The organism is Defluviitoga tunisiensis (genome assembly GCF_000953715.1).
In the GTDB taxonomy this organism is placed as follows: Bacteria; Thermotogota; Thermotogae; order Petrotogales; family Petrotogaceae; genus Defluviitoga; species Defluviitoga tunisiensis.
In genome coordinates, this window is the sequence record NZ_LN824141.1 from 16,538 (window position 1) to 40,890 (window position 24,353).

The 24,353-nt window shown below is 29.8% G+C and carries 19 protein-coding genes and 3 tRNA genes; 10 read left to right on the plus strand and 12 right to left on the minus strand.

The window, feature by feature from the left end:
- The first annotated feature begins 95 nt into the window (after window positions 1-95).
- From mraY to DTL3_RS00125, 9 genes are all read left to right on the plus strand, one after another.
- Entirely contained in the window at window positions 96-1,040 is a 945-nt protein-coding gene (mraY, locus tag DTL3_RS00085; RefSeq protein WP_045086993.1) for a phospho-N-acetylmuramoyl-pentapeptide-transferase, read from the plus strand.
- The gene (gene murD, locus DTL3_RS00090; protein ID WP_045086994.1) at window positions 1,037-2,356 is read left to right on the plus strand and encodes a UDP-N-acetylmuramoyl-L-alanine--D-glutamate ligase; all 1,320 of its coding nucleotides are present in this window, start codon (window positions 1,037-1,039) and stop codon (window positions 2,354-2,356) included. Before mraY ends, murD begins: the two co-directional genes overlap by 4 nt.
- Window positions 2,343-3,470 (plus strand): FtsW/RodA/SpoVE family cell cycle protein, encoded by a 1,128-nt coding sequence (locus DTL3_RS00095; RefSeq protein WP_045086995.1) that lies wholly within the window; start codon window positions 2,343-2,345, stop codon window positions 3,468-3,470. The genes murD and DTL3_RS00095 overlap by 14 nt, the downstream gene beginning before the upstream one ends.
- On the plus strand, window positions 3,457-4,527 hold the full coding sequence (locus tag DTL3_RS00100) for a UDP-N-acetylglucosamine--N-acetylmuramyl-(pentapeptide) pyrophosphoryl-undecaprenol N-acetylglucosamine transferase (protein ID WP_045086996.1): 1,071 nt from the start codon (window positions 3,457-3,459) through the stop codon (window positions 4,525-4,527). Before DTL3_RS00095 ends, DTL3_RS00100 begins: the two co-directional genes overlap by 14 nt.
- A gap of 61 nt (window positions 4,528-4,588) precedes the next feature.
- Complete coding sequence (gene murC, locus DTL3_RS00105; RefSeq protein ID WP_045086997.1) at window positions 4,589-5,944, plus strand: UDP-N-acetylmuramate--L-alanine ligase; 1,356 nt, start codon at window positions 4,589-4,591, stop codon at window positions 5,942-5,944.
- Window positions 5,945-5,992: 48 nt separating this feature from the next.
- Window positions 5,993-6,068 (plus strand) — tRNA-Glu (locus DTL3_RS00110).
- Between the two features lie 27 nt (window positions 6,069-6,095).
- Window positions 6,096-6,170 (plus strand) — tRNA-Val (locus DTL3_RS00115).
- Between the two features lie 30 nt (window positions 6,171-6,200).
- Window positions 6,201-6,276, plus strand: a tRNA-Phe gene (locus tag DTL3_RS00120).
- 371 nt (window positions 6,277-6,647) lie between these two features.
- Window positions 6,648-9,335 carry a CBS domain-containing protein gene (locus DTL3_RS00125; RefSeq protein ID WP_045086998.1) on the plus strand — a complete coding sequence of 896 codons (2,688 nt, stop codon included), beginning with the start codon at window positions 6,648-6,650 and terminating at the stop codon, window positions 9,333-9,335.
- A 6-nt stretch (window positions 9,336-9,341) separates the two neighbouring features.
- Here the strand turns inward: DTL3_RS00125 and DTL3_RS00130 are convergent, their stop codons facing one another.
- From DTL3_RS00130 to DTL3_RS00175, 10 genes are all read right to left on the minus strand, one after another.
- Window positions 9,342-9,944: a ComF family protein gene (locus tag DTL3_RS00130; RefSeq protein WP_045086999.1), complete on the minus strand. Its 603-nt coding sequence runs from the start codon at window positions 9,942-9,944 to the stop codon at window positions 9,342-9,344.
- 16 nt (window positions 9,945-9,960) lie between these two features.
- Window positions 9,961-11,229, minus strand: a complete 1,269-nt coding sequence (locus DTL3_RS00135) for a HEAT repeat domain-containing protein (protein WP_045087000.1) — start codon at window positions 11,227-11,229, stop codon at window positions 9,961-9,963.
- Window positions 11,230-11,273: 44 nt separating this feature from the next.
- Window positions 11,274-11,720: a hypothetical protein gene (locus DTL3_RS00140; RefSeq protein WP_045087001.1), complete on the minus strand. Its 447-nt coding sequence runs from the start codon at window positions 11,718-11,720 to the stop codon at window positions 11,274-11,276.
- Window positions 11,721-11,733: 13 nt separating this feature from the next.
- On the minus strand, window positions 11,734-12,249 hold the full coding sequence (locus DTL3_RS00145; RefSeq protein WP_045087002.1) for a hypothetical protein: 516 nt from the start codon (window positions 12,247-12,249) through the stop codon (window positions 11,734-11,736).
- 341 nt (window positions 12,250-12,590) lie between these two features.
- Complete coding sequence (locus DTL3_RS00150; RefSeq protein ID WP_045087003.1) at window positions 12,591-13,214, minus strand: LptA/OstA family protein; 624 nt, start codon at window positions 13,212-13,214, stop codon at window positions 12,591-12,593.
- Window positions 13,211-13,981 (minus strand): patatin-like phospholipase family protein, encoded by a 771-nt coding sequence (locus DTL3_RS00155; protein ID WP_045087004.1) that lies wholly within the window; start codon window positions 13,979-13,981, stop codon window positions 13,211-13,213. The genes DTL3_RS00150 and DTL3_RS00155 overlap by 4 nt, the downstream gene beginning before the upstream one ends.
- Window positions 13,978-14,781, minus strand: coding sequence for a patatin-like phospholipase family protein (locus DTL3_RS00160; protein ID WP_045087005.1), 804 nt, complete (start codon window positions 14,779-14,781; stop codon window positions 13,978-13,980). The genes DTL3_RS00155 and DTL3_RS00160 overlap by 4 nt, the downstream gene beginning before the upstream one ends.
- A gap of 65 nt (window positions 14,782-14,846) precedes the next feature.
- Entirely contained in the window at window positions 14,847-16,919 is a 2,073-nt protein-coding gene (locus DTL3_RS00165) for a coiled-coil domain-containing protein (RefSeq protein WP_045087006.1), read from the minus strand.
- A 3-nt stretch (window positions 16,920-16,922) separates the two neighbouring features.
- Complete coding sequence (locus DTL3_RS00170; protein ID WP_045087007.1) at window positions 16,923-18,620, minus strand: PEGA domain-containing protein; 1,698 nt, start codon at window positions 18,618-18,620, stop codon at window positions 16,923-16,925.
- A gap of 10 nt (window positions 18,621-18,630) precedes the next feature.
- On the minus strand, window positions 18,631-19,074 hold the full coding sequence (locus tag DTL3_RS00175) for a MarR family winged helix-turn-helix transcriptional regulator (protein WP_045087008.1): 444 nt from the start codon (window positions 19,072-19,074) through the stop codon (window positions 18,631-18,633).
- Between the two features lie 237 nt (window positions 19,075-19,311).
- Between DTL3_RS00175 and DTL3_RS00180 the strand changes: the two genes are divergently transcribed.
- Window positions 19,312-20,673 (plus strand): MATE family efflux transporter, encoded by a 1,362-nt coding sequence (locus DTL3_RS00180; RefSeq protein ID WP_171820563.1) that lies wholly within the window; start codon window positions 19,312-19,314, stop codon window positions 20,671-20,673.
- A gap of 52 nt (window positions 20,674-20,725) precedes the next feature.
- Here the strand turns inward: DTL3_RS00180 and DTL3_RS00185 are convergent, their stop codons facing one another.
- Complete coding sequence (locus DTL3_RS00185) at window positions 20,726-23,245, minus strand: alpha-amylase family glycosyl hydrolase (RefSeq protein ID WP_045087009.1); 2,520 nt, start codon at window positions 23,243-23,245, stop codon at window positions 20,726-20,728.
- A gap of 490 nt (window positions 23,246-23,735) precedes the next feature.
- Entirely contained in the window at window positions 23,736-24,293 is a 558-nt protein-coding gene (efp, locus tag DTL3_RS00190) for an elongation factor P (protein WP_045087010.1), read from the minus strand.
- Window positions 24,294-24,353: the final 60 nt, after the last annotated feature.

The window sequence follows — 24,353 nt, forward strand, 5'->3', positions numbered from 1 at the left end:
TTTATAATGGACACAGGGTGGAGCCCTTTCCGTCGAAGGAATCTTTGTTTCATAGTTTTTAAAGACTGTACGATAGAATTACTAAAGGAGGAAATATGAATTATACACTATTTTTACTATCCGTTTGTGCTTTTGGTCTTTTAATATTTTTATATCCTATTTACATCAATTGGCTTAAGAAAAAACAGTTTGGACAGTATATCAGACCAGAAGGCCCGGACCTTCATAACTACAAACAGGGAACCCCAACGATGGGTGGATTACTATTTGTAATCGCAATGTTTTTGCTATTACTCGTCACTTTTTTTCTAACAAATGACTTTCTTTTTTTACTAATGGCAATTTCGATTATTCTCTTTGGATTAGTAGGTTTTATAGATGACTATTCAAGCATAAAAAAGAAAAATGCGACGGGATTAAATGTTATCCAAAAACTAGGTCTCCAACTTTTATTTTCTGCATTTATAGTTATTTTAATATATAAATTTAATTATCACACTCATTTAAAAATACCTTTTTCTAGAAATATTATAGATTTAAAATATTTTTATCCGGTATGGGGAGTTTTGTACCTGACAGGTATGACAAATGCTACGAACTTAACAGATGGTTTGGATGGACTAGCAGGTGGAATATACATTATATCTGCTTTCTTTACTGCCATAGTTGCTGGGTTAAACTTTGAAAGTACATCAATACTTATTTTACCAGTAATTGCTTATTTATTTTTTAACATTAAACCCGCAAAAATTTTTATGGGTGATACTGGTTCTCTCGCTTTGGGTGGATTATTGGGATGCTTAGCCCTTTATAGTTCCATTGAACTATTTACATTATTCACATGTTTTATATTTATTTTAGAAATGTTTAGCGTTATAATTCAAGTTGGTAGCTTTAAACTCAGGAAAAAGCGTGTATTTTTAATGGCTCCTATTCATCATCATTTCGAATTAAAAAAATGGAGTGAAGAGCGAGTTGTAATGATATTTTGGCTAGTTAATTTTTTGGTTGGATTTATAGCTTTAGGAGGGTTATTATGAAAATATGCTTAGTTGGCTACGGGATAAGTAATAAAGATCTATTAAATAAAATTAAAAATAGCAAGGATGAGATATTTGTTAGTCAAAATAGGGACTTTAGTAAAGAAGAGAAAATATTTTTCGAGGCTAATAATATTAAATATGAAATAGAACATGGCGATCTATTAAAAAAATGTGATTTAGCAATAGTTAGTCCAGGGATATCCCCTCAAAGTGATGCTGCTAAAATAATTTTTGATTATAATATTAATTATACAACAGAAGTTGAATACTCATGGCAATTAATAAAAAAGGTTAATAAAGAATCAATTTTCATAGCTATTACTGGTACTGACGGAAAATCGACAACAACAAGTTTGATAGGTCATATATTAAAACATTATGAACCATTAACATTTGTTGGAGGCAACCTTGGAATACCTCTAATAAACGCTCCTGAAGATTTACAAAACTATGTTGTCGAAGTGAGTTCATTTCAAATTTTCTGGTCAAAAATTTTTTCGCCTGAGATTTCTGTTTTAATTAATTTAGCTCCAGATCATCTTAATTGGCATCATGATCTCAAAGATTATTACTCTACTAAAGAAAAATTGCTTAGAAGGTCTGTAGATAACGGTGGAATAGCTATAGTCAATGAAGATGCAAAAAATAATCTGACTATTCATGAACATAAAAATGAAAACAGTCTACTATTTTTTTCTAAAGATATGTTTGATGGAAAGTACGTTACGTATAAAAATAAAAATGTAAAAATTGATAATGATATTTTTATGCTAGACATTCTAAAAGAGGATCTCATAGCAGCAGTAGTTACGTCTTTGAACTTAGGTATACCAGAAAACCTAATTTCAGAAGCAGTATCTTCTTTCAAACCTTTAAAATACAGACTAGAATTTGTAGATGAAATAAATAAAATAAAGTTTTATAACGATTCTAAAGCAACAAATGCTCATTCTGCTTATAATGCATACAAAAGTTTTAGAGGAAAAAAATATATTGCAATACTAGGAGGAATCCCAAAAAATGAAGACCTTTCATCTCTATTAAATGAACTTGATCAATATGCAAAGGCAGTTTTTGTGTTCGGCAAAATGAGAGATGAACTAATAAAATATTCTCTGGATGATAAATTTATATTTTATGATAATTTAGAAGATGTATTTTTACACTTACCAGAATTTTGGGAACCAAACGATAACATTGTATTTTCTCCAGCAGGAGCCAGTTTTGACCTTTATAATAACTTTGAAGAAAGAGGAAAACATTTTGAATTCTTGGTGAACAAATTGAGGAAACTGTATTATGAGAGCTTCTAAAGAAAATATAAAAACTAATTTTCTATTTTTCTTTATAGTTTTAGGAATTACATTGTTTGTTGGAATAATGTTTGTGTATAGCTCCTTATTTGCAATGCAAAATATAAAAGAAATAAATCCTGAACAAAAATTCAAAACATACATTATAGGTTTAATTATTGGATTTATCGGAGCTATATTTGCTTTTTTATTTGGTAATTTATTTATAAAAAATTCTTTAATTATGTTAGCTTTCTATATATTTTTAAATATGTTTTTGGGGATTGTCTTGTTTGCTCCTCCTATTGCTGGAGTTACAAGGTGGATGAATTTTGGACCATTTCAATTTCAGCCTTCTGAGCTTGCAAAACTAATTTTACCAGCTTTTTTAGCTTTTTATTATTCAAAACTAAAAAATAAGAAAAATATTTTAACTAACGTATTAATTCCTCTAATTCTTTGTTTATTAAGTATTTTTCTTATATTTTTAGAACCTGATTTAAGTACTACACTATTAATCTTAGTTATATCATTAATCACTATGTTTTTGGGTATTGAAGATAAAAGTGTATTGATTTTTTTTATAGTATTTATGTTAGTTTTAGGAATTACTATCTTTATATTTCAAGACAAATTTCTTCAATCTTATCAAATATCAAGATTAACCAAAGAGGATCCCTTCCAATCTCAAAGAGCTAGAGATGCTATAACCGGAGGGGGACTTGCTGGAAAAGGACCATTTGCTGGAGAAGAGAAATATTATGTTCCTGAGTCATACAGCGACTTTATAATTGCAGTAATTGGTGAAGAATGGGGAAAAATTGGAATAGCTATAGTAGTTACATTATTTCTTTTTTTATGTCATGAACTAGTTTATATGGCATACTTAACAAAAGATAGTGCAACATTTATTTTTTGTGGAGCCACGGCTTCTTGGATTTTCATTCAAGTTATGATAAATACCCTTGTTGGATTAGGTATCCCATGGATGCCTGTAACTGGGGTCACTTTGCCGCTAATGAGTTATGGAAACTCTTCTATGATAGTAACTCTTACAGCTATAGGCTGGGCATTAGGATTAATATACAATAATTCAGACATAAGGAAGACTGGAGAAGAAAATGAAGAACAATAAAAGACTCAAAGTAGTTTTTTGTGGAGGAGGCACTGGTGGACATTACTATCCTGCCTTAGCATTACTAAAATATCTTGATACAAACTACCAAAACTTGGATATCATCTACTTTGCTACTAAAGGAAGAATTGAAGAACATAACTTAGCAAAAGATTTTCCTAAAGCAAAAATGTATACATTAGATACCAAAGGTCTTGAAAGACCTATATATAACCCTAAAAATATTACCAGAATGTTTGCAGTTCTTAAAGATACCCAAAAGGTTAGAAAAATAATAAAAACTTTTAATCCTGATTTCGCATTTCTTACAGGAGGTTACGTTACTGTTCCTGTTGGATTGGCTTTAACAAAAGAAAAGATACCTTTTTATCTTCATGAACAAAATTCTATAATGGGAATCTCAAATAAATTCCTCACGAAATATGCCAAAAAAGTATTTGTAAGTTTTGAAGAAACTTTAATAAACGAAAAATGTATACTATCAGGAAACCCCGTCAGAACTCCTGATGAAAAGCTCACAAGAGAATACCTTAAAAAATTTGGGATAAATAATTTAAATAAAAGGTGTATTTTGGTTTTTGGAGGAAGTTTGAGTTCTGAAGAAATAGATGATATAATGTATAGGGTTTATTTACAGGATAAATCTACAAACTATATTCACATAACAAAAAATCCCGATAAATTTTCTAAATTTGAAAATGTGCATACTTTCGACTACATAAACGATCTATATAAAATAATGGCGGTATGTGATGGTGTTGTCTGCAGAGCGGGTGCAACAACAATCGCTGAAATTTTATTTTATGACTTACAAGCTGCTTTAATTCCCTGGAAGGGAGCTGCAGAAAACCATCAATTCAAGAATGCTCTATCATTACAAAAGCTAGGCAAAGCTGAGGTTTTTGATGATCAAAATATTGATTTAACCAAATTAATCAACTTCATTAATTCTATAAAAATTAAATCACAAAATTATGAATATGTTCCAAAACATAATCAAGCAATAGAAATTATTATCAATAATATTGAAGAAATAAAAAAATTTAACAATTTCTAGTTACTTAATCTGGTAGACTAAAAACTAATATGAATTACCTTGAATTCATCAGGAGGAATATATGAGATATTATTTTTCTGGTATTGGCGGAATAGGAATGAGTTCATTAGCGCTCTACAAATATTACGTTTCTGGAGTTGAAAATGTTTGTGGTTCAAATAATGAGATAAACGAAAGAGTTGAATACCTTCAAAGAAAAGGTATAAAAGTAAAATTAGAACAAAATTATTCACTTCCAGATGTTGATATTTTAGTTAGATCCACTGCTGTTAAAGATAACAATCCAGAAATTTTGGAGGCAAAAAAAAGAAACATAAAGGTTCTTTACAGGATGCAATTATTAAATGAAATACTTAAAAATCATTTATCCATCGGAATAACTGGTACAGATGGAAAAACAACCACCACAGCAATGTTGTCTCAAATCTTTAAAGATGCAAAGAAAGACCCCACAGTTTTTTTAGGGGGAATACATTCCTCCTTGGAAGACGGAAATTTTAGGTATGGTAACGATCTAATAATCGCAGAAGTTGATGAAAGTGATGGATTCATAAAAGACACATGCACTGATTATTCAATCGTCACCAATCTAAGACCAGACCATTTAGAACACTATGATAACAAATTTAAAAATTTAGAATACTCTATTTTTCAATTCATTAATAATACAAGGAGACTCATTTTCCTTTGTAAAGATGATCCTGTTCTCTCTTCTTGGAATCTCGTTGGAAAAAACGTTCTCTACTTTGGATTAAGAAATGATTCTGATTATATACTTAAAAATAGGGTCCAAAACGAAAAAATTCAGGAATTTGAGGTATACAAAAAGGATAAACTATTCGGAAAAATTACATTAAAGTTACCTGGTTTACACTATGCTTATGATGCTTTAGCTTCATGTGCATTGGCTTTAGAATTTGGAATAGATTTTCAAAGTATAAGAGATTCTTTGTACAATTATATTTCCGTTGATAGACGCTTCAATATTATATTCAAAAATGATGATATCTGTATAATAGATGATTATGCTCATACACCAGACGAAATACTTGCTACAATAAAAGCGACCAAAGAATATTTTCCAGGCAAAAAAATTATTACTATATTTCAACCTCATAGATTTTCTAGACTATATTTCCATTTGAATGATTTTGTGGAGGTATTAAAAAATTCTGACAAAGTTTATGTTTATAGGCTTTATTCTGCTTTTGAAGAACCACTAAATGGAGTTGATGAAAGAACTATTGTAGAACTCTTAAAAGCTCAGAATACACCCTCACAATTTTATAATGCTGAAGAAGCTATATTCTCTGATTTGTTAGAAGAGCAAAATGCAATTCTACTTTTTGTAGGAGCAGGGGATATTACAAATGTTGCAAGAAAATTTGCAAAAATTAAAGATAACAGCTTGACATAATGCAATTTTTATGGTAATATATTTCAGGCTAAACAATTAGCCTAGCAAGCCCCCATCGTCTAGCGGTCTAGGACATTGGCCTTTCACGCCAAAGACACCAGTTCAAATCTGGTTGGGGGCGCCAGTTTTTAATGAGTTACCGTGTGTTGACGGGCGCTTAGCTCAGTGGGAGAGCGTCTGCCTTACAAGCAGAAGGTCGTAGGTTCAAGTCCTGCAGCGCCCACCATCCTCTTTTTTATTCCAGATACAGTAGAATGGGCAGGTAGCTCAGTCGGTAGAGCAACGGACTGAAAATCCGTGTGTCGGCAGTTCGATTCTGCCCCTGCCCACCAATCGAATAGGAGGCTACCTATTAATTGCGTAGCCTCCTATTCACGTTATCCTGTGTACCGTTCGGTATACGGTGGTTCAATAGAATTAAAGGATTTGTTCCATTTCAGCCTTGTATGTTGTTCTTGTTCATCAAACCAATATTTTGCATCCAGCTTCTTCAGATTCCACCTCACGTTGGGCACCTTTGCCTTTGGCTATTGGTTCCCTCACTACCAAAAAATAAAAATCTTATAAGATATCTATCTTTTATTTAATTTCTAACCTTTAAATATAATAATTAATCAAAGATGATAGTATATAATATCAAAGACATATTTCTAAATATATGCTATAATAATTCCATAAAAGCTTGACATAAGGAGAGGTAAATTTGAAACCAAAAGTTTTAATAACAACTCACAAGAACCCTGATTTTGACGCTTTTGCTGCCTCAATTGCAGCTTCATTGTTATATCAAGATTCGATTATTATTATTGATTCAGAGCCCCAACAAAATTTAAAAGAATTTTTAAACATATATGATATACCTTACAAAAAGTCTCACGAATTTGAAGACGAGTTCGAAGAACAAATTAAAAATAAAAATTTTGATAAAATTGTTGTTGTCGATACGTCAGATATAAATAGAATTCCGGAGTCAATTAAATTTTTAATAGAAGAAGGATTACCAGTTGATATTTATGATCATCATCCGGAATTAAAAGAGCAAAACATTAATGGAAACAATTTTTCCAAACCGGTAGGTAGTTCTACAACTATTTTGGTTGAAATATTGTTTGAAAAGGGCGTTCCTTTTTCTGATACACTTAAAACTCTTTTTTTAATAGCTATTCATGAAGATACCGGTAATTTTGTATATCCTACGACCAGTTGGGAAGATCACGATATAGCCGCAAGACTAATTAAAACCGGTGCAAGAGTAGAGGAAATTGAAGAATTTGTGTCATTAGAAATGACACAAGAGCAAAAAATATTATTTGACAAACTTTACAATAATATAGAAGAATTTTACTTAGACGAAATTTGTGTGAATATAGCCTATGCTGAATCCGAAAAATTTATTGGTGGGTTAAATATAATAACCCATAAATTGTTTGAAACTTTAACCCCAGATGTGCTATTTGTTATCGTCAAAATTGCTAAAACAATATACATTGTAGCAAGATCAAAGAGTAATCAAATAGACCTAAACAAAATTCTGACTTCTTTTGGTGGTGGTGGCCATAAAAAAGCAGGTGCAGCAAAAGTTAAAGGTCAAAGCCCTACAAAGGTAATCAATAAAATAAAATCAGAATTAAAATCTTCTTTTATCCCTGTTCTAAAGGCAAAACATATTATGTCATCACCTGTAAGAACAATTTTATCTAACGAAACTGTTCAAAGAGCTTATGAAATAATGTATCAAACAGGACATTCTGGACTTCCTGTTATAGAAAATAATAAACTAGTTGGAATGGTTACTAAAAAAGATATTGAAAAAGCTATGAATCATGGTTTAAAAAATGCTCCCGTGAAATCTGTAATGAGCACAAATTTAAAAGTAGCCGATGTCGAAACTTCTCTGTCACAAATTCGTCGAATGATGGCAGAAGAAGATATTGGAAGAATCCCTATAATAAAAGATGGTATTCTCGTTGGAATTATAACAAGAACTGATCTTGTCCGTGCTTCTAACGGCGTGTTCAATTTTTCTGTTAATCCGCTTTTAAAAGAAAAATATGAATCTCAAAATCTAAAAAAATATATGGAAGAATTTTTGCCCCCCTCAATTTTAAATTTACTTCGATTACTGGGAGATTATGGCAACGAACAAAATGTCAATGTATATGTAGTAGGTGGGTTTGTAAGAGATTTGCTACTAGCTATTAAATCAAAACAACAAAACGATAAAAATACTAAAAAATTCCTTTTCATGGATTATGATATAGATATTGTTGTTGAAGCAGAAGCTTTAACTTTTGGAAGATATGCTGCAAAACAATTAAATGCTAAATATGTTGAACATGAAAAATTCCATACTTGCTCATTATTTTATAGAATTTCACATAAAATAATAAGAATTGATATAGCAACCGCTAGAACCGAATACTACGAAGAAGCAGGAGAACTACCAACAGTCGAATTTTCAACGATAAAAAAAGATCTTGCTAGAAGAGATTTTACTATTAACGCAATGGCTATAAAGTTAAATCCTGAATCTTTTGGTATTTTATTAGATTTCTTTAATTCTAGAAAGGACCTTGATGAAAAGCAAATCAGAATATTACATCCTCTCTCTTTCATAGAAGATCCTACAAGGGTACTTAGAGCCATAAGATTTGAACAAAGATTCGGATTTGAAATAGAACCTTATACTTTGAATAAATTAATAGAAGCTGTTGAAGGAAAATATTTGGAAAAAGTTACAGGAATGAGACTAAGAGAGGAGTTTGAAAAAATTCTTAATGAACCTGAACCTTTGAAAGCTATAGAAAGAATGGGAAACTTAAATATCATTTCACACCTCTTTGAAAAAACATATTATACACCAACACTACAAAAAGAATTAGAAAAACTATTCCAAGTTATTGATTTTTTCAATAACAATTTGAAAAGTTATACTAAAAATGTTAGGATTTTTCATGTTGTTTTATATGTTTTGGTACAATATACTCCTGTTGAGTCTCTAAAACGGGTAGTACAAAGATATGGGCTACCTAAAGATTATATCAGTAAACTTCAACAGGTAAACTCTCTTTATGAAGAAATTAATGATTTAATAAAAGAATCGTTTGGAAAGCAGTATAAGGATATTTTTAAACCTTCTTTTTTCTATGAAAGATGTTCATCACTAGACAATGAACAACTAATATTTATGGCTACAAAAATCCCAGACGATATTTTATCTTACTTTTATAATTACCTAAAAAAACTTGATGAATTAACTCTTCTGATCTCAGGAAAAGATTTATTGAAAAAAGGATATAAAGGTAAAGAAATTAAAATAAAACTAGAAGAAATAAAAAAGAAATTACTTGACGACGAAATTAAGCCTGGAGAAGAATTATCTTTAATTTAGAAAGATTTATAAAGAATGATTATGAATCGTTTTAGCCATTGTCAATCCAATAATTACTTCACATTTATTTTCTAATAAATTCGCAATTTCATTCATTGTTGAACCTGTAGTATATACATCATCTACAACTATAATGTTTTCAGGGGGAGATTGAATTAATCTGATTTTATTGTGCACATTCTTACTTCTTTGCTTATAAGACAATTGAGCCTGTTTTTTTAAAGCCTTAGAAATAAAAAGGTCTATTAAAGGAAATCCTAAAATACTTGAAAAATATATGGCTATAAGTTTGGCAGGAACAAAACCTTTTTCAAACTTACTTATATAATTTGAAGGAACATAAGATACATAGTAATTCAAAGCTGGAAAGTTTAACTTTAAGAATAAAGAAGCTAGTTTCTCTCCAAAAATTTTCCCTATTTTTGGATGAGAATTATATTTAAATTCAGTTATAAGTTGTGATAAAGGTTCTTCATATTTTCCATAGTGATATACCTTAAAATCACCCTCAGTAAGTGAGGGTGCATATGTTTTTTTTAAACAATTTTCACAGACTATTTTCCCAAAAGATATTTTACTTTTGCAAATGATACAATAGGGTTCAAACATTGTATCCAATATATTATTAAATATTTACCACCATCTCCGCATTCAATCTTAGAAGCGCATTCAGTGCTGCTAATTTTAAACTTCCGCTTTCGTACGGATCTTTAAGAATTTGATGAGGAATCTCCCAATAATCTTTAGCTTTGAAGAACTTCAATAAATTAATCGCACTTTTTCTTATAGATACAGGATATATTTTATTTGATGCTATATTTGAAGCATCTCCCACAAAATTCTCTAATTTTAATTTTCGAATTATTTTTAAGCCCTCTCTAATTCTTTTTGAAGATAAAGAATTTAAGAAGTCACTCACATAATCAACTAATGAGTAATCCTGAAAATGCAGCAAATAATCGGTAGCTCCTATAACTAAATCATCATCTATTGCATCTAAGAATTCTCTACATAATTCAACATAACCCATATCTTCTTTTTCAGTTGCTAAACTTAGACCATACTTAACTATACGAGCATCATCACTCTGTATAAACTTTTCAATCAGCCACGAAGGAATTGCATCAATTCCACATACCTTTTTAGAAGTTTTAGCAGCATTTTGTAAAATGATTAAATTCGATTCTTCATTCATAACTTTATCCATAAATTGATTTATGATTTCACAAGGAATTCCAGAAAAGAATTTAATAATTAAGTTTTTTGTATCAATATCGCACTCAAAATATACCTCTTTCAGTGTGTTAAAAAAGGTGATGGAATCCGAAGCCTCATAATATCTTTTTAAAGCCATGGTTTTAACGCTTTTTTCAATATTTATAGAGACTAAAGTATCTGAAATATTATCCAACGCGTAAATTAACTGTCTTATTTTTATGTAAGGATCATCTTTTAATATTTCTATCAATTTATTTGAATCTTCTGGATAAAACTCAAGAAATGTAGTTAACAATTGATACCTAACGATTGGATCTGGATCTTTAGCAAAGTCTAAAATATATTCTATTGGTTCCATACCCATACTTATGTAACTAATAATAGCTTCTTTTCTAATGTTGGGGGAGATGTCTTTCAGTGACTCTTTAACTGTTTTTTCATCTAAAAGCCCCATTTTTTCTAAGTATCTATAAGCAGCAAATCTAACATCTTTATCAGGATCTTGTAAAAAGTCTTTAACTATCGGAGTCTGTATTTTTTGTTTAGTTAATTCCTGAATAGCCTTAGATTTAAAGGCAGGATAAGGTGAATCTAACATATCAAAATATATTTGAACGTTCTCTGATCTAATCCTTTCTTCTAAAAGTTTATATGTCTCAATTATCTCATTTGCCATAATGATTATATCCTCCTACTTACACCAAGAAAGCGCCTAAAAAGCTATCTTAGGTCTTTTACAAACAATTTTATAATATAATCTCTATCTAATGTTACTATTATGAATTTACCATCATATGAAAAAGCAGTAATTTTTTGAGAAATGAAAGTATATCCCTTCGTAATATTACTATATTTATATCTCAATAGTTTTTGGGTTAGTGAGTCGAAAGAAAATCCAACTTTTCCTCCTTCTACACTATCCCCCAATATACTTGAAGAAAATTGCCCAGAAGAAAGTGAAGTTACGTTTTTCATTTCATTCTTTGAGACAATAATTATTTCCATAACTGTATTTGATAGAATATTTAAATCTATTATCTCTTCTAAAGCATCTTTTAAAAGAAAAAAAGTACCAATAAATGTTGAAAGAACTATCAACATACTAATAGATACTATAAATAATTCAAAGATACTTTCAACAAGCAGAAATCCTTCTTTTCTTTTCATTCGATATTATATTTCAAAAAGGCTCAACTAGAAAAATTGAAAAATCAATTCTTCCATTTACCAATCTTAATTCCATTTTTAAATCATCTATGAAATTAAGTGGCTTTGGAACTTCATAACCTATTTTTATAACAAAATAATCTAAAAATTCTTTTTTACTTTTAAACGGATATCCTACACATATTTTTGAAGAAATTCCTTTAAAATATATATCTAAGGCAGAATAAGCATAAGTTCCTCTCTTAGATTTATCATTCATCCATAATAAACCAGCATCTAAAGATAAATTATCATTAATTTCCCAAATTTCGGCTGATACATCCATTATAGTGATAAGACTCAATGTATCATTAAAAGAAGGGCTAAAATCAAAACTAAAATTAAAATCGTTAGATTCCAAACCAACTCTTAAAGCCAAATCAAACTCGCTTTTTTCGTTTAATACTGAAAAGCCCAAATCATATCTTACCTGAGAAAAGCAAAGTAAGGAAAATAATAATACTATTGCAGAGATAAAAAATTTTTTCATGAAATTTATCCTCCTAAGATATTCGAATTACTCACTTTAGAAATAATTGAAACCCATATTTTATATATCTATTTTAAGATCCATAATTTTTATATAAATACCTCTACAATTCTAATACTCATTTATCCTTAATTTTTTTGAACTATTTGGTACTTAAGGAAGGAAGGAGGGCTTTGCCCTAGACCCTTATAAATCAAAATTCCTTACTAATTATTCTTTCTTTAAACTATTTGGTACTTAAGGAAGGAAGGAGGGCTTCGCCCGAGACCCTTATAAATCAAAATTCCATTTTTAGAAGTTCTTCATTTCTTAAGTCCTTAATATCAAGAATGTAAAAACAATCAGTCTTCGACCTGAAGAATTAAATTAACTGACTGAGCTTCAATCTCATTGGTTTTTGTATTAAAATACGCTACTTGAGAATCCATATCAATTTTTTTACTCTCATTCACAATTTTCACATTATCAAAAAGTGACAGTAAAGTCGCACTTTCCTCATATTTAAATCTTTTGGATTTAATTGAATAATCGTCTTTTGTAATTAGAACATGTTCTTTTGAAAAACCCTCATATAATTTTTTACTGTTGTCTAATACAAGTTCATCACAAAAAATCTGAATAAACGATTCTTCGATAGATATATTACTTTCAACATTGTATCTTAAGGTTCCTTTTTCAGTTTGTAGATCAAAAATCAAATAATCAGACGTAGCCTCAAATGAGTCTCCTTTGATATGAACTTTGTTTGTCTCAACATCTCTCCAATCATCATTTACCAAAGATATAGTGGCATAATCTGTAGTTATAATAAGATCATCTTTTTGTATAAAGACATTACCGGTTAATATATATCTTTTTTCTTCTCCCTTAACACTATCAGCCTTTACATTGATAGTCGCAGGAAAAGATAAGATTGAAATGAAAATAAAAAAAGAAACAAGAACAAAACTAATAAACTTTTTCATTTATTATCCCACCACTCTTTTATTCGACTTTGACCATCAAAAAAAGCAGACATATCAAAATAAGAAGTTAAATTTTTTTTAGGCTCGATTTTTGTGAATTTTTCAGTTAATATTTGATAATTTTTTAAACTTCTTGAATAAGAAACCTTTAAAAGTATCTCTACAGTATTTTTAGGAATAGGATAATCCAAATTCGAATCAAAAGATATAATTAGAGAGTCGCTTGAGAATTTTTGTGGAATAAGAGACAAAAAAGATGAAGGAATAAAATAGCCATCTTCATATAGATAATATGGATAATAAGGAGGAAAAGCTAATTCCATCATTAACATGTCAACTATAGATGTATTTTTATCTAGATTAACAACTTTTTTGCTCTTTAATTCAAATACTTCAAAATTTATATCTTTATTTAATGATTTCAAAGTATCTTTGCCAAAATAGTCTTTTAAAAATTCTTTTAATATTTGTGGTTCATATAGTGACATCTTTCCTCTTCCTAACCTAATTAGGGCAGTGGTCTGGGCGTATAAATTATTGTACAATTCAAACGAACTTATAATATCTTTAATAGGGTTGTTTTTTTTGTTGATAAAATCTTTTAATCGTCCAAAAAAATTCTCACCATACATTGAGTAAAATAACCCTCTCAAACTACCAACACTTGATGTATAAATTGTTAAGTTTTCTTCATGCTTAGCTAAAAATTCTAAAACCCCAGATTCCCAATAGAAACCTTCAAAAAATCCACCCATAACCAAATTCAAGATTGTATCCCTTCCCTTTCAAGTTGCTCAATAATATAACTCTTTGATTGAATATATATATCGTTAAATGCTGAAAAATCCACCCATGAGTATGTCAATGGATATTTATATATCTCGTTTGCATTTTTTAATTCATATCTATTCATCAAATCATTCTTATTATCATCTATCGAAAGCAAAAAATCCAGTCCGTTATCATATTTAATATTATTATTACTTTGATAAGATAAATCGCTGGCTATTACATAATTTGCACCCAATTTTTTTGCAAAATTAACTGGAATAGGATTCAACACACCTCCGTCTAGATGCTGCATGCCTCCAAGTCTTAAAGGTGGAAAGACCCCAGGAACGTTAGACGAAGCCATCACTGCATCGATAATATATCCTTCAGTAATTTCAATTTCTTGTCCACTTTCTAAATCGTATGATACAATTCCAAGCTTAATTTTACATTCTGAAAATCTTTTTCTTCCATAAAGTTCTTTATAAATATCATAAACAAAATCATTTTGTAAAAAACTTTTTCCAGCAATCATTTTAGGAAAATTAGTTATTTTTTTATTTAAAATCTTAAAATTAGAATTAATTATATCTATATTTTTCTTTATCACCCTATCAAAAACTCGTACTAAATTAGCCTTTGGATATAACGCAAAGAAAGCTCCTACTATAGCTCCAGCACTAGAACCAGTTACAACTTCTATGTTAATCTCTCTCTTATTTATAATTTCTATAAGCCCTACATGAGCAGCGCCTCTGGCGCCTCCACTACCTAAAGCAAGTCCATATTTCTTCATAATTTTCTCTCCTACTTTTTTGCATCAAACAAATAATATATTACTATAAAAATATTACATTAAATTCAATCTCCCGTTGACAATACAAGCCATGTAACTAATGCACCGACAGCAACCCCTAACAGACTCGTAATAAACGTCGTAGAAAAGTCCTTACTTTCTTTTTGCTCTATTTTCTTTTCTAATTCTACTACCTTGGTTGCGGTTTCTTGGGTATTAAAGGTAACCTGAGACATATTTTCATCATAATAGATCATAGCCTTTTCAATTTGCAAAATCCGTGATTCTAAATTTTTTAAATTATTATCCAATTCTACAATATTTTTATCTAAAACAATTATCTCAGAAGAAAGTTCATTATATAGCTCAATCTTTAAATCATCTTTAAGTAATTTTGGATCTGTATAATACTCTGCTTCGATTTTTAAATCATAATATTTACTTAAAAGCTGATCGTAAGCGCTTTTTAATTCTTTTATTTCTGAAGAACTTACTTGAAAATCACCAAGAGTTTTTTCTATATTTGACAGTCTATTATCCAATGCAACTACTTCATTACTGATATTGTAATTGTTTCTGTTTAATATTTCCAAATTTGATTCTATACTATATAATTTTTGAGATATTGTTGACATGTTTTTTAAGGTAGTCAATGAGTCTTGATTTAAATCAGTTAAACTTGTTATTGCTTTGATTTGTGCACTTAAAACCTCTAAATTTTGTTTTAGTTCTTCGACTTGGGTAGAATTTTTGTCTAAAATTCTTTTTAGGTCAGAATAATTGTTTTGTATATCTTCAAAGGTAACAGCATAATACGATAACTGGCTAACTTGGTCATAATAAACCCCAAAAGTTCTTTCTAAACTTGCCACTCTTTCTTGTAGATTTTTAATATCTATTGGACTAGTTTCTATAGTTTGTGATTGCGTGCCGGTTTGTGAAAGACTAGATAATTCATACATAATATTATCCAGTTTTTTGTTTTGATTTATTATTTGTTCTACCAAACTTTCATACTTTTTTTGCATCTCATTAATTTTGTTATCATACAAGACTTGTCTAGCTTCAAAAGTATCTATATGAGATTTGTTCTCATAAACTTGATCAGAAAGAAGCGAAAGATCGGAAGCAAAGTTATCTGTACGAATTTTTAGTGCTTCGATATCTGTTTTAATTCCTAATAAATCATATTCATCAGGTCTTTTTAAAGAAGTAGCTTCAGAAGAATAATTAGTCAAAATATAATTAATCTTAGCTTCATTCTCTTCAACTTTTTTTCTTAGATCATATAAACTAGAGTCATATGGGCTTATACGTCCTTCTAACGTAGTTACTCTTACATCTAATGATGTTAGTGTACTGTCTAGTGAACTTTCCAACAAAGCGGTTTGATATTTAGCTATACTTCTTAAACTTGTTTTTAAAGCATCTATTTCTTTCTCTATTGTTATATCAATATAATTTTGAAATTCCTCTTTAGTATCTTGAGGAACGGTAACAATTAAACTGCTCAAACTTTCAAGTGATTTATCATACTTTTCGTTAAGCATATTAACTTCTTTTTCGAACTCGATCAATCTATCTTCAAACATGGATAGAGATGCTAGAGTATCATTTGCAATATTTCTAACTTCTTCTTCTGCTGCTTGTTGTGCCACAGCTTTTGATGATTGCAAAATATTTTGAAATACAATATTATCTTTATTAAGAGGATGACCGGGCTGAATAACTGCTAATATATCTGAAACATTTTGTTCCAATTGAATAATACTTGAATTTAGGTAAGATAATCTATCGTCGTAAGCAAATAGAGTACTTTCTATATTATTAATTCTTGAATTCAAATTTTGATTCTCAAGGGATAAAAGTTTTTTACTTAGCTCATTCAATTGAGAATTATAACGTTTATCAAAATAATCAAGCATATTTACGCCAAATTCAGCTAAATCATATCTCAGAACCTCTTGGGTTCCTCGAAATCTTCCTTGGTTGTCTATAGACATTATACCGGTTTCAACCATTTTTATTACTTGAGAATAAAGAGGAGAAGAAGTTGGAAGATCAACAATATTTACTTGTGAAAAAATAGTTATAGAAAAAACCAAAATTAATAAAGTAAAAAATAGTCTTATTTGCATGAATTATACCCCCGTTATAAGTTTATCCAAATCAATATATTGAGGCTCGTAAATAAAAACAACTATCGAATATGTACCATTTGAAAAAACGTTAGGACCTGCTTTTAAATAAAGTAATTGAGATGTTGAAAGATATTCCTGCGAATTAACTGCAAATCTTCCTTCGCTGCAAACGACATTTACAGGAATTTTTATATCAAAATCAAAATTTAAAAATGTTTTATCTCCTTCTTTAATAAGAACTTTTTGAGTTCTAACTTCATTTAGATATCTCAACTCAACTTTATGTACCCCTGATTTTAAAGGATAACCTAGTAATCGATCGTTTGAAACAAATTTATCGTCTATATAAATCAATGGGTTTTTAACATTTGTGGTAACAAAAAGAGCTCCAAATCCTTTATCAACAAAAATATCCAAACTATTTGAAGGTTCTGCAAACACAGAAAAAGTTCTACTAACGGTTCTTACATTCACAAACTGACCACCATTTAACGTATGAAAAACAAAAAAAGCTGGAATATTTTGAGTTTTCCCTAATAAGCTAGCAACTTTTTCTTCAATACTGTACACATTAATTGCACTAATTTTTCTTAAATCATAATAATAATTGGATTCTATAAGATCTTTACTTATCAAAAAATCCATTTTGCCACTATCTGAAGATAGTTTCACTAAATGCATGTTATTGTCTAAATTGATATAATCAATATTTTTTCCCAAATATTTACCATCAATATTAAATTCAAAATCTTCTGAATTTAGTAAACCAACCAACTTTTTTGTTTCATTTAATTCTACATAGTACTTATTAATTCCATTTTCTGTAAACTGTGATCTTAGTTCTTTAGTTTCATATCCAGCTTTTGATATCGTTAATATATAATCGCCAGGTTCAAAAATCCCATAATAAGGAGTAGTTCCTATATATTTATTGTTCAAAAAAACTCCTGATTCTTTTGGCGTACTATCAATAAAAACCTCAATACCACGTTTAAGTTCTATAGTAATTTTATCATTTACATTTACATTCTCCAAAGTTTGTTCTATATAGCCTTCCTTTTTTACAATTACTTTGTTTAATTTATCTTTTTTCAGTTTTAAGGGGGTTGTTCCGACTTTCATATCTTCTACATAAACATCAGCTCCTTGTGGAAGCGAATCTAAAATTATTTCATCTAATCCTAATAAATCAACATTAATTTCTTCTTTCCCAAAAGGCTTCAAATCTAATTTAACTATCTTTTCATGATAACCTTCACTTTTTAATATTATTTGATCTATTATGTAAGGGAGTTCTATCTCTTTGACTCCCTGTATATTGACACTTTCTTTCTTTCCCTTATATTCGTATTCTAAATAAAGTTCGTCTAACTCCGAATTTAAAAGAAGTTTTGACAAAGGCACTTGTTCGGCTACTATTGTAGCTTCACTTCCAATCAAGGATAAGCTAACAATATAATCAGTGTATCCGTTTTTCAGAATTCTTAACACTCCACTAGAATTATCAATAATTTCAAACTTTGCGGGGACTTCTTTGACTATTCCCAGAAGATTGCCACCAAAGTAGACTGCACTACCAGGCAATGCATCAATATTTATAATATAAGAAAATCCAAAACTCGAAAAAGCTAAAATATTACAAAGTACAACTAATAGAACTAAAATAGCCAAATTGCTAATGTTCCATTTTTTGTTCATTTTTATCCTCCTAGCTCAATTTGGTTTCATTCATGATTTTATTTATCTCATTTAATATTTCTATAGTTCTAACCTTATCTCCCAATTTATTATAAACTTTTTCTATTAATTTTACCCTAGTTTCAATAACTTCTTCAATTATATTCTTTCCTTTTTGGGTAATATTTACCATATAAACTCTTCGATCTTCAGGAGACTTTTCTTTAGTCAGGTATCCCATTGTTTCTAGCCTACTTACAATACCTGTTGTTGTACTTTTGGTTATTCCAAGTCTTTTACTTATGTCGCTAAGCATTTTTGGACCTCTAAAATATATAATCTGCATAACATCAAATTGGGCCGGAGAAATATCAAAATCTTTTAAAACTTTCCTACCTTCACTTTTAATTTTAGAACAGATTTCTCTTATTAGCTTTTCCATTTGAGCAGGCTGACCTAAAAGATCATTCTCCATATTGCTTCCTCCTTAGTGCAAATTATCGAATTTTTTTAGATTCTATTTGCTGTTTTGAATGTTTTTCAGTACAAAAAATATTTTTGTTTTTTCATTCTAATAGTATATCATATGTTACAACTTGTTAAATAAAAATCTTTTCAATATTGATTTTATAATATTTTGATATAATTATAAGTAAATATAATTTGTAAAAAACTAAATTTACATTGTTCTAATAATATTCGGAGGAGAGTAATGGAAAAAGATTTAACACAAGGTCCTCTCTTAAGACAAATATTGACTATGTCCATTCCTACAATGATAGGATATGCTGCTCAAATGGTATATGATTTGGTAGATATATACTGGGTTGGCAAAATCTCAAGTGAAGCAGTGGCAGGAGTTACTTTATTTTCAACTATTTTTTGGATTGTAACCGCCTTGAACGAAATTATTGGTTCCAGTTCTATATCTTTAATTTCTCAAGCTTATGGACAAAAAGACTATGAACAAACTAAAATAGCTATAGAACAAACAATTAGCTTTAAGTTTTTAATGGCATCAATCGCAGCGGTTTTAATTGCTGTTTTATTAAAACCTTTAATGCTGTTGTTTTCTGAAGCAGATGTTGTACAACATGGATTGGATTATGGTTATATTAGACTTTTTTTCTTACCCATAATGTTTTCTTCCTACTCGATAAACACTGTTTTTCGATGTATAGGAGACTCAAAAATACCTATGAGTATTATGATTTTAGTTAGTTTCTTAAATGTCATTTTGGACGCAGTATTTATGTTTGAAACGATTCCTTTTACTAATTTAAAAGGTCTTAATTTAGGGGTGTTCGGAGCTGGGTTGGCTACTGTCGTATCTCAAACTATATCTTTTCTTATTGGATTCATAATCTTATTTACAAGAACCCATAATGTAAAACCTTCAATAAAAGGTTTATTTAAGCTTAACCCTCAAATTGATAAAAAATTATTAACTATAGGACTACCAAACGGTATAGAAATCTTTTTTAGAAATCTTTCAAATATTGTAGTGTTAGGTTTTGTTTCAATGTTCGGTACAGCTGCAATTGCAGCTAATGGAATAGCTGGAAGACTTTTTGGATTTGCTTTTGTACCTTTATCAGGACTTACTTCAGGATCATCATCTGTTGTAGGTCAATGTTTAGGAGCTGAAAATATACAAAGAGCAGAAAAAGCCTCTCATTTAGCTGCTGTAGTTGCAACAATAATAATGAGTGGATCTATTTTCTTAGCTTTTGGTTTTGGAAAAGAGGTAATTCTATTTTTTACTAAAGATCCGGAGGTTATAAAACTAGGTTCGGATTTTTTAAAATTTGGTTCACTTGGACTTGTTGCTTTAGGATATGGAATGGGTTTAGCTAGTGTTTTTTCTGCTTCAGGATATAATTTTCCTTATTTGGTATCCAGCATCTTTTCAAGGTGGGCAGTTCAATTTGTTATATTGGTCATTACAATTAAGTTTTTAAATTTATCAATAATATGGATATGGCTTTCATACATGTTCGGTGATATTGCTGAAGCTCTGGTATTCATTTACTTCTATTTACGTGGTGACTGGAAAAGAAAGAGAGCCTGGTAATTTTTAGTAAATAATAATTATAAGAGGCCCTGATGATCAGGGCCTCTTGTTTTTATCTATCAATTTTTATAAATAAATCGTCTATTATTTTAGGATCAGTTGTTTTTCCTCCACCAAAAGCCCATTGCCCTCCTTCTGGTGTTAATGGTCTTAAAACTCCTTCAATACCGTCATAATCGTATGTTGTAATATATATATTCCAACCAGATAAATCGTTTGTTTCGAGCACTGACAAAGGAATAAAAAAAGTAATGGTATTTTCTTTCTTATTAACTTGAGCTTCTGGAGAAGGGGTTACTGGATCTCCAAATTTTTCTGCAGATGCATTATTAGCACTATATAAATAAATACCCCAACCTGTTGCCCACATACCATAATTCCAATCATACCCATCTGGCATAGTAGCATTTTGAAGAGGTAATTCAATTATTCCTGGTTTACTTGGATCATCAAAGAAAATTTGGAAAGTTACATGGTCAAATCCGTTTGCAGGAGTCCAGGAATCGGTAACCGTATCCATAGTTATTATCATTCTTAACATAGTACCTATTTGAACTAACTCAACTTTTCTAATGTCCATTTGACTACTAAAAGTTGAATCTTTGGGATAAAAGTAAGTTCCATAAGGTCCTTTATCATCCCCTTTAGGATCTTCAACTACCTTCAAGGAAATCATTGGAATATCAAAGTTTACGGTATATTCTTTAGAGTATTCAACTATCATAGGTGTTTTACCATATGCCTTAGCAATTATTTTATGTGTCCCAGGAGTAAAATCGGAGATATTTATGGTTACTTCCCAAGGTTCATTTATGCCTTGTTTTAAATCTATTTTAGCATACTCTTTTTCCTCACCATCTACGATAATTCTTACTGATTTTGCTCCGGAAGCTGTACCAGTTAACACAAAATTATCAGTAAATGTATTATTTTCAGATAAATTATTTATCTCTACAGAGATTCCACTTTTGGCTACCTCTTCTTTTTGGTCTGTCACTTCAAAAATTCCTAAAGATTTAGCATTTAATAAAATATTATAAGGATTTGAATATACTATCTCTTTATTAACCATATTATTTACAACTAAAGGTCTTAGTACACTCCCATCTTCTATATTGAAATCCATTCCTGTTGCGTGTTTCTTATTAGAAGAAGTATTCATCATCACAATATACATTTTTGAATCATCAAATATTTTATAAACTAAAGGACCCGGCCCTAGATCATCTGAGAACAAAACTTCTATCTTTCCATGCTTAAAGGTTGGTGTGTTTTTTCTCAATTCTGACAGCTCTTTTATAAATTGAAAAGTAGGTGTATTTATATCGTAATGATCTTGACCTCCAGAAGCAAAACCATTTGCAAACATCGTAGCTCTAGTTTCTATAAAATTCTGTTCTGTTCCATAATAAATGGTAGGAATACCTGGAATAGTAAAAATTAGAGATAAAGCTTGCTTAAGACTATTAATATCTGAAGCTTTTAAAAATCTATCCATATCATGATTATCAACAAAAGTAACCATTCTTGCAGGATTACTGTACATTATTTCTCTTTGTTCAAGACGATATTTTATATAAGAAGTAGGTTTTCCTTCTTTAAATACTCTTTTTATATCTGTATGAAGAGGAAAATCTAGCATCGAGTTAAATCCCCAATTAAAAAATTGTTCTATTTCCTTCTCAGCATCATTTGAAAAGGGCATAGGATTAAGCCAAGCTTCTCCATAAGTTAAAAAATCATTTTTTCCTAATTCTGAAGCAACCTCAAAAATACCTTTTTCTCCTTCAAGAAACTCTGGCCAAAATTCAGGTTCAACATAAATTGCAGTATCTATTCTAAAACCATCTACATCAGCTTCTTTAATCCAAAATGAATAGGAATCTTTTAAAGCTTCTATAACAATCGGATTTTCGGTATTTAAATCATCTAAATCAGAAAATTCTGTATTATATCGATTTGGTTCTTTTACTTCTGAAGGCCAATGATATATATTTAAGTTTCTCTGCTCAGGATCATTATAGTCGTTCATATTAAAAGGATATTGCTCTGGCTTATTAGTAGGATAACTTTGATCATTCAGATAATATTTCCCATCCCTATAAGAAATAAAGTTTCCTGTGTGGTTAGTAACTATATCTTGAATAACATAAATTCCTCTTTTATGGGCTTCTTCTACAAATTTTTTATATAATTCAATATCTCCAAAATGTTCATCGACATTCTTAAAATCTCTAGCCCAATAACCATGATATCCACCATAGTCAACAAGACCATCCCACCATTGATTTGCAACTGGGGGAGTAACCCAAATAGCAGTGACACCTAACTCAGCAATATAATCTAATTGATTGATTAAACCTTGTATGTCCCCACCATTATATTTCGAATTAACATAACCACTATCAATTCCTGATTCAGTAAGTACGTCATTCGAAGTATCTCCATTTGCAAATCTATCGATCATTATAAAGTAAATGATTTGATCTTCCCATACTGGAGAGACAGTAGATGAAAATCCTAATATAACTATAACAATGGACCAAAACATAAAAACTAAAAATTTCTTCACTTTAACTCCTCCTTTGCATAATAGTATGCCGCCTTTAAAAACTCAAAAATATAGATTTATAAATGCTCCAAAATTGAAATTTTTCAACAATCCTTCTCGACTATAATCCTTACCTATCTTAAAAATTCAAAAATTCTTATTATAATATATATGTTTTAGATTTAATTATTTACAAAATACCTTACTACTTCTAAACTTCACTAACTCTTAATTTCTTTAAATTTTTAGTACTTGTACTAAGAAGAGATGAGGGCTCCGCCCTGGATATAGATATTTCCTTCTTGCTAAATAAAACTATGAATAAAAGGGCAGAAAATTTTGCTAGCTTGGTCAGAATCATTAGTATATTTTTGAGTTCCTTAATTAATAATAGTGGTAACCTTTCCAATATTATACCATTTATCATTTGGTTTTTAAATATTTTTAAAAGAAATCAGCACTAAAAATAAAGGGCCCGTACGTACGGGCCCTTTATTTTTATAACTTTTAATTATGCTCTTTCTATATATTCGCCTGTTCGAGTATCTACCTTAATTCTTTCTCCACGTTCTACAAAAAATGGTACTGTAGTTTTAAGACCTGTTTCTAAAATTGCAGGTTTACCTCCACCAGAAACAGTGTTTCCTTTAAAATTGGGTTCTGTTTCAACCACGGTTAATTCTACGACAACTGGCAATTCTACTGAAACTGGCACTCCTTCATGAAAGACTAAGTCAACTTCAAGATTCTCTATAAGATAAAATTTTACATCCTCTATCTCTTCTTTTGGTAATGCAAACTGTTCATAATCATCTAAAGTCATAAAATAATAATGATCACCATCATTGTATAAATACTGAGCTTTTTGAAAAGATATGTCAGCTTCCTCTACTTTTTCACCACTGGGAAAAGTAACTTCTTTTATAAGGCCTGTCTTAACATCCTTTAAGCGTGTTCTAATAAGTCCACTACCTCTTCCCATGAAATGCTTATTAGCCTCTATAACTTTGTAAATACTACCTTGATAAAGTATATAATGTCCTCTTCTTAAATCTCCTACATCTAACATTTATGTTCCTCCTTTAACTTTTTTCCACAAAAAACCTAAGAAATGTTACCATTTTAAATA

Coding starts and splice junctions, on each gene's coding strand:
- mraY (WP_045086993.1), top strand. CDS start 96: ATGAATTATACACTATTTTTACTATCCGTTTGTGCTTTTGGTCTTTTA.
- murD (WP_045086994.1), top strand. CDS start 1,037: ATGAAAATATGCTTAGTTGGCTACGGGATAAGTAATAAAGATCTATTA.
- DTL3_RS00095 (WP_045086995.1), top strand. CDS start 2,343: ATGAGAGCTTCTAAAGAAAATATAAAAACTAATTTTCTATTTTTCTTT.
- DTL3_RS00100 (WP_045086996.1), top strand. CDS start 3,457: ATGAAGAACAATAAAAGACTCAAAGTAGTTTTTTGTGGAGGAGGCACT.
- murC (WP_045086997.1), top strand. CDS start 4,589: ATGAGATATTATTTTTCTGGTATTGGCGGAATAGGAATGAGTTCATTA.
- DTL3_RS00130 (WP_045086999.1), bottom strand. CDS start 9,944: ATGTTTGAACCCTATTGTATCATTTGCAAAAGTAAAATATCTTTTGGG.
- DTL3_RS00135 (WP_045087000.1), bottom strand. CDS start 11,229: ATGGCAAATGAGATAATTGAGACATATAAACTTTTAGAAGAAAGGATT.
- DTL3_RS00140 (WP_045087001.1), bottom strand. CDS start 11,720: ATGAAAAGAAAAGAAGGATTTCTGCTTGTTGAAAGTATCTTTGAATTA.
- DTL3_RS00145 (WP_045087002.1), bottom strand. CDS start 12,249: ATGAAAAAATTTTTTATCTCTGCAATAGTATTATTATTTTCCTTACTT.
- DTL3_RS00150 (WP_045087003.1), bottom strand. CDS start 13,214: ATGAAAAAGTTTATTAGTTTTGTTCTTGTTTCTTTTTTTATTTTCATT.
- DTL3_RS00160 (WP_045087005.1), bottom strand. CDS start 14,781: ATGAAGAAATATGGACTTGCTTTAGGTAGTGGAGGCGCCAGAGGCGCT.
- DTL3_RS00165 (WP_045087006.1), bottom strand. CDS start 16,919: ATGCAAATAAGACTATTTTTTACTTTATTAATTTTGGTTTTTTCTATA.
- DTL3_RS00170 (WP_045087007.1), bottom strand. CDS start 18,620: ATGAACAAAAAATGGAACATTAGCAATTTGGCTATTTTAGTTCTATTA.
- DTL3_RS00175 (WP_045087008.1), bottom strand. CDS start 19,074: ATGGAGAATGATCTTTTAGGTCAGCCTGCTCAAATGGAAAAGCTAATA.
- DTL3_RS00180 (WP_171820563.1), top strand. CDS start 19,312: ATGGAAAAAGATTTAACACAAGGTCCTCTCTTAAGACAAATATTGACT.
- efp (WP_045087010.1), bottom strand. CDS start 24,293: ATGTTAGATGTAGGAGATTTAAGAAGAGGACATTATATACTTTATCAA.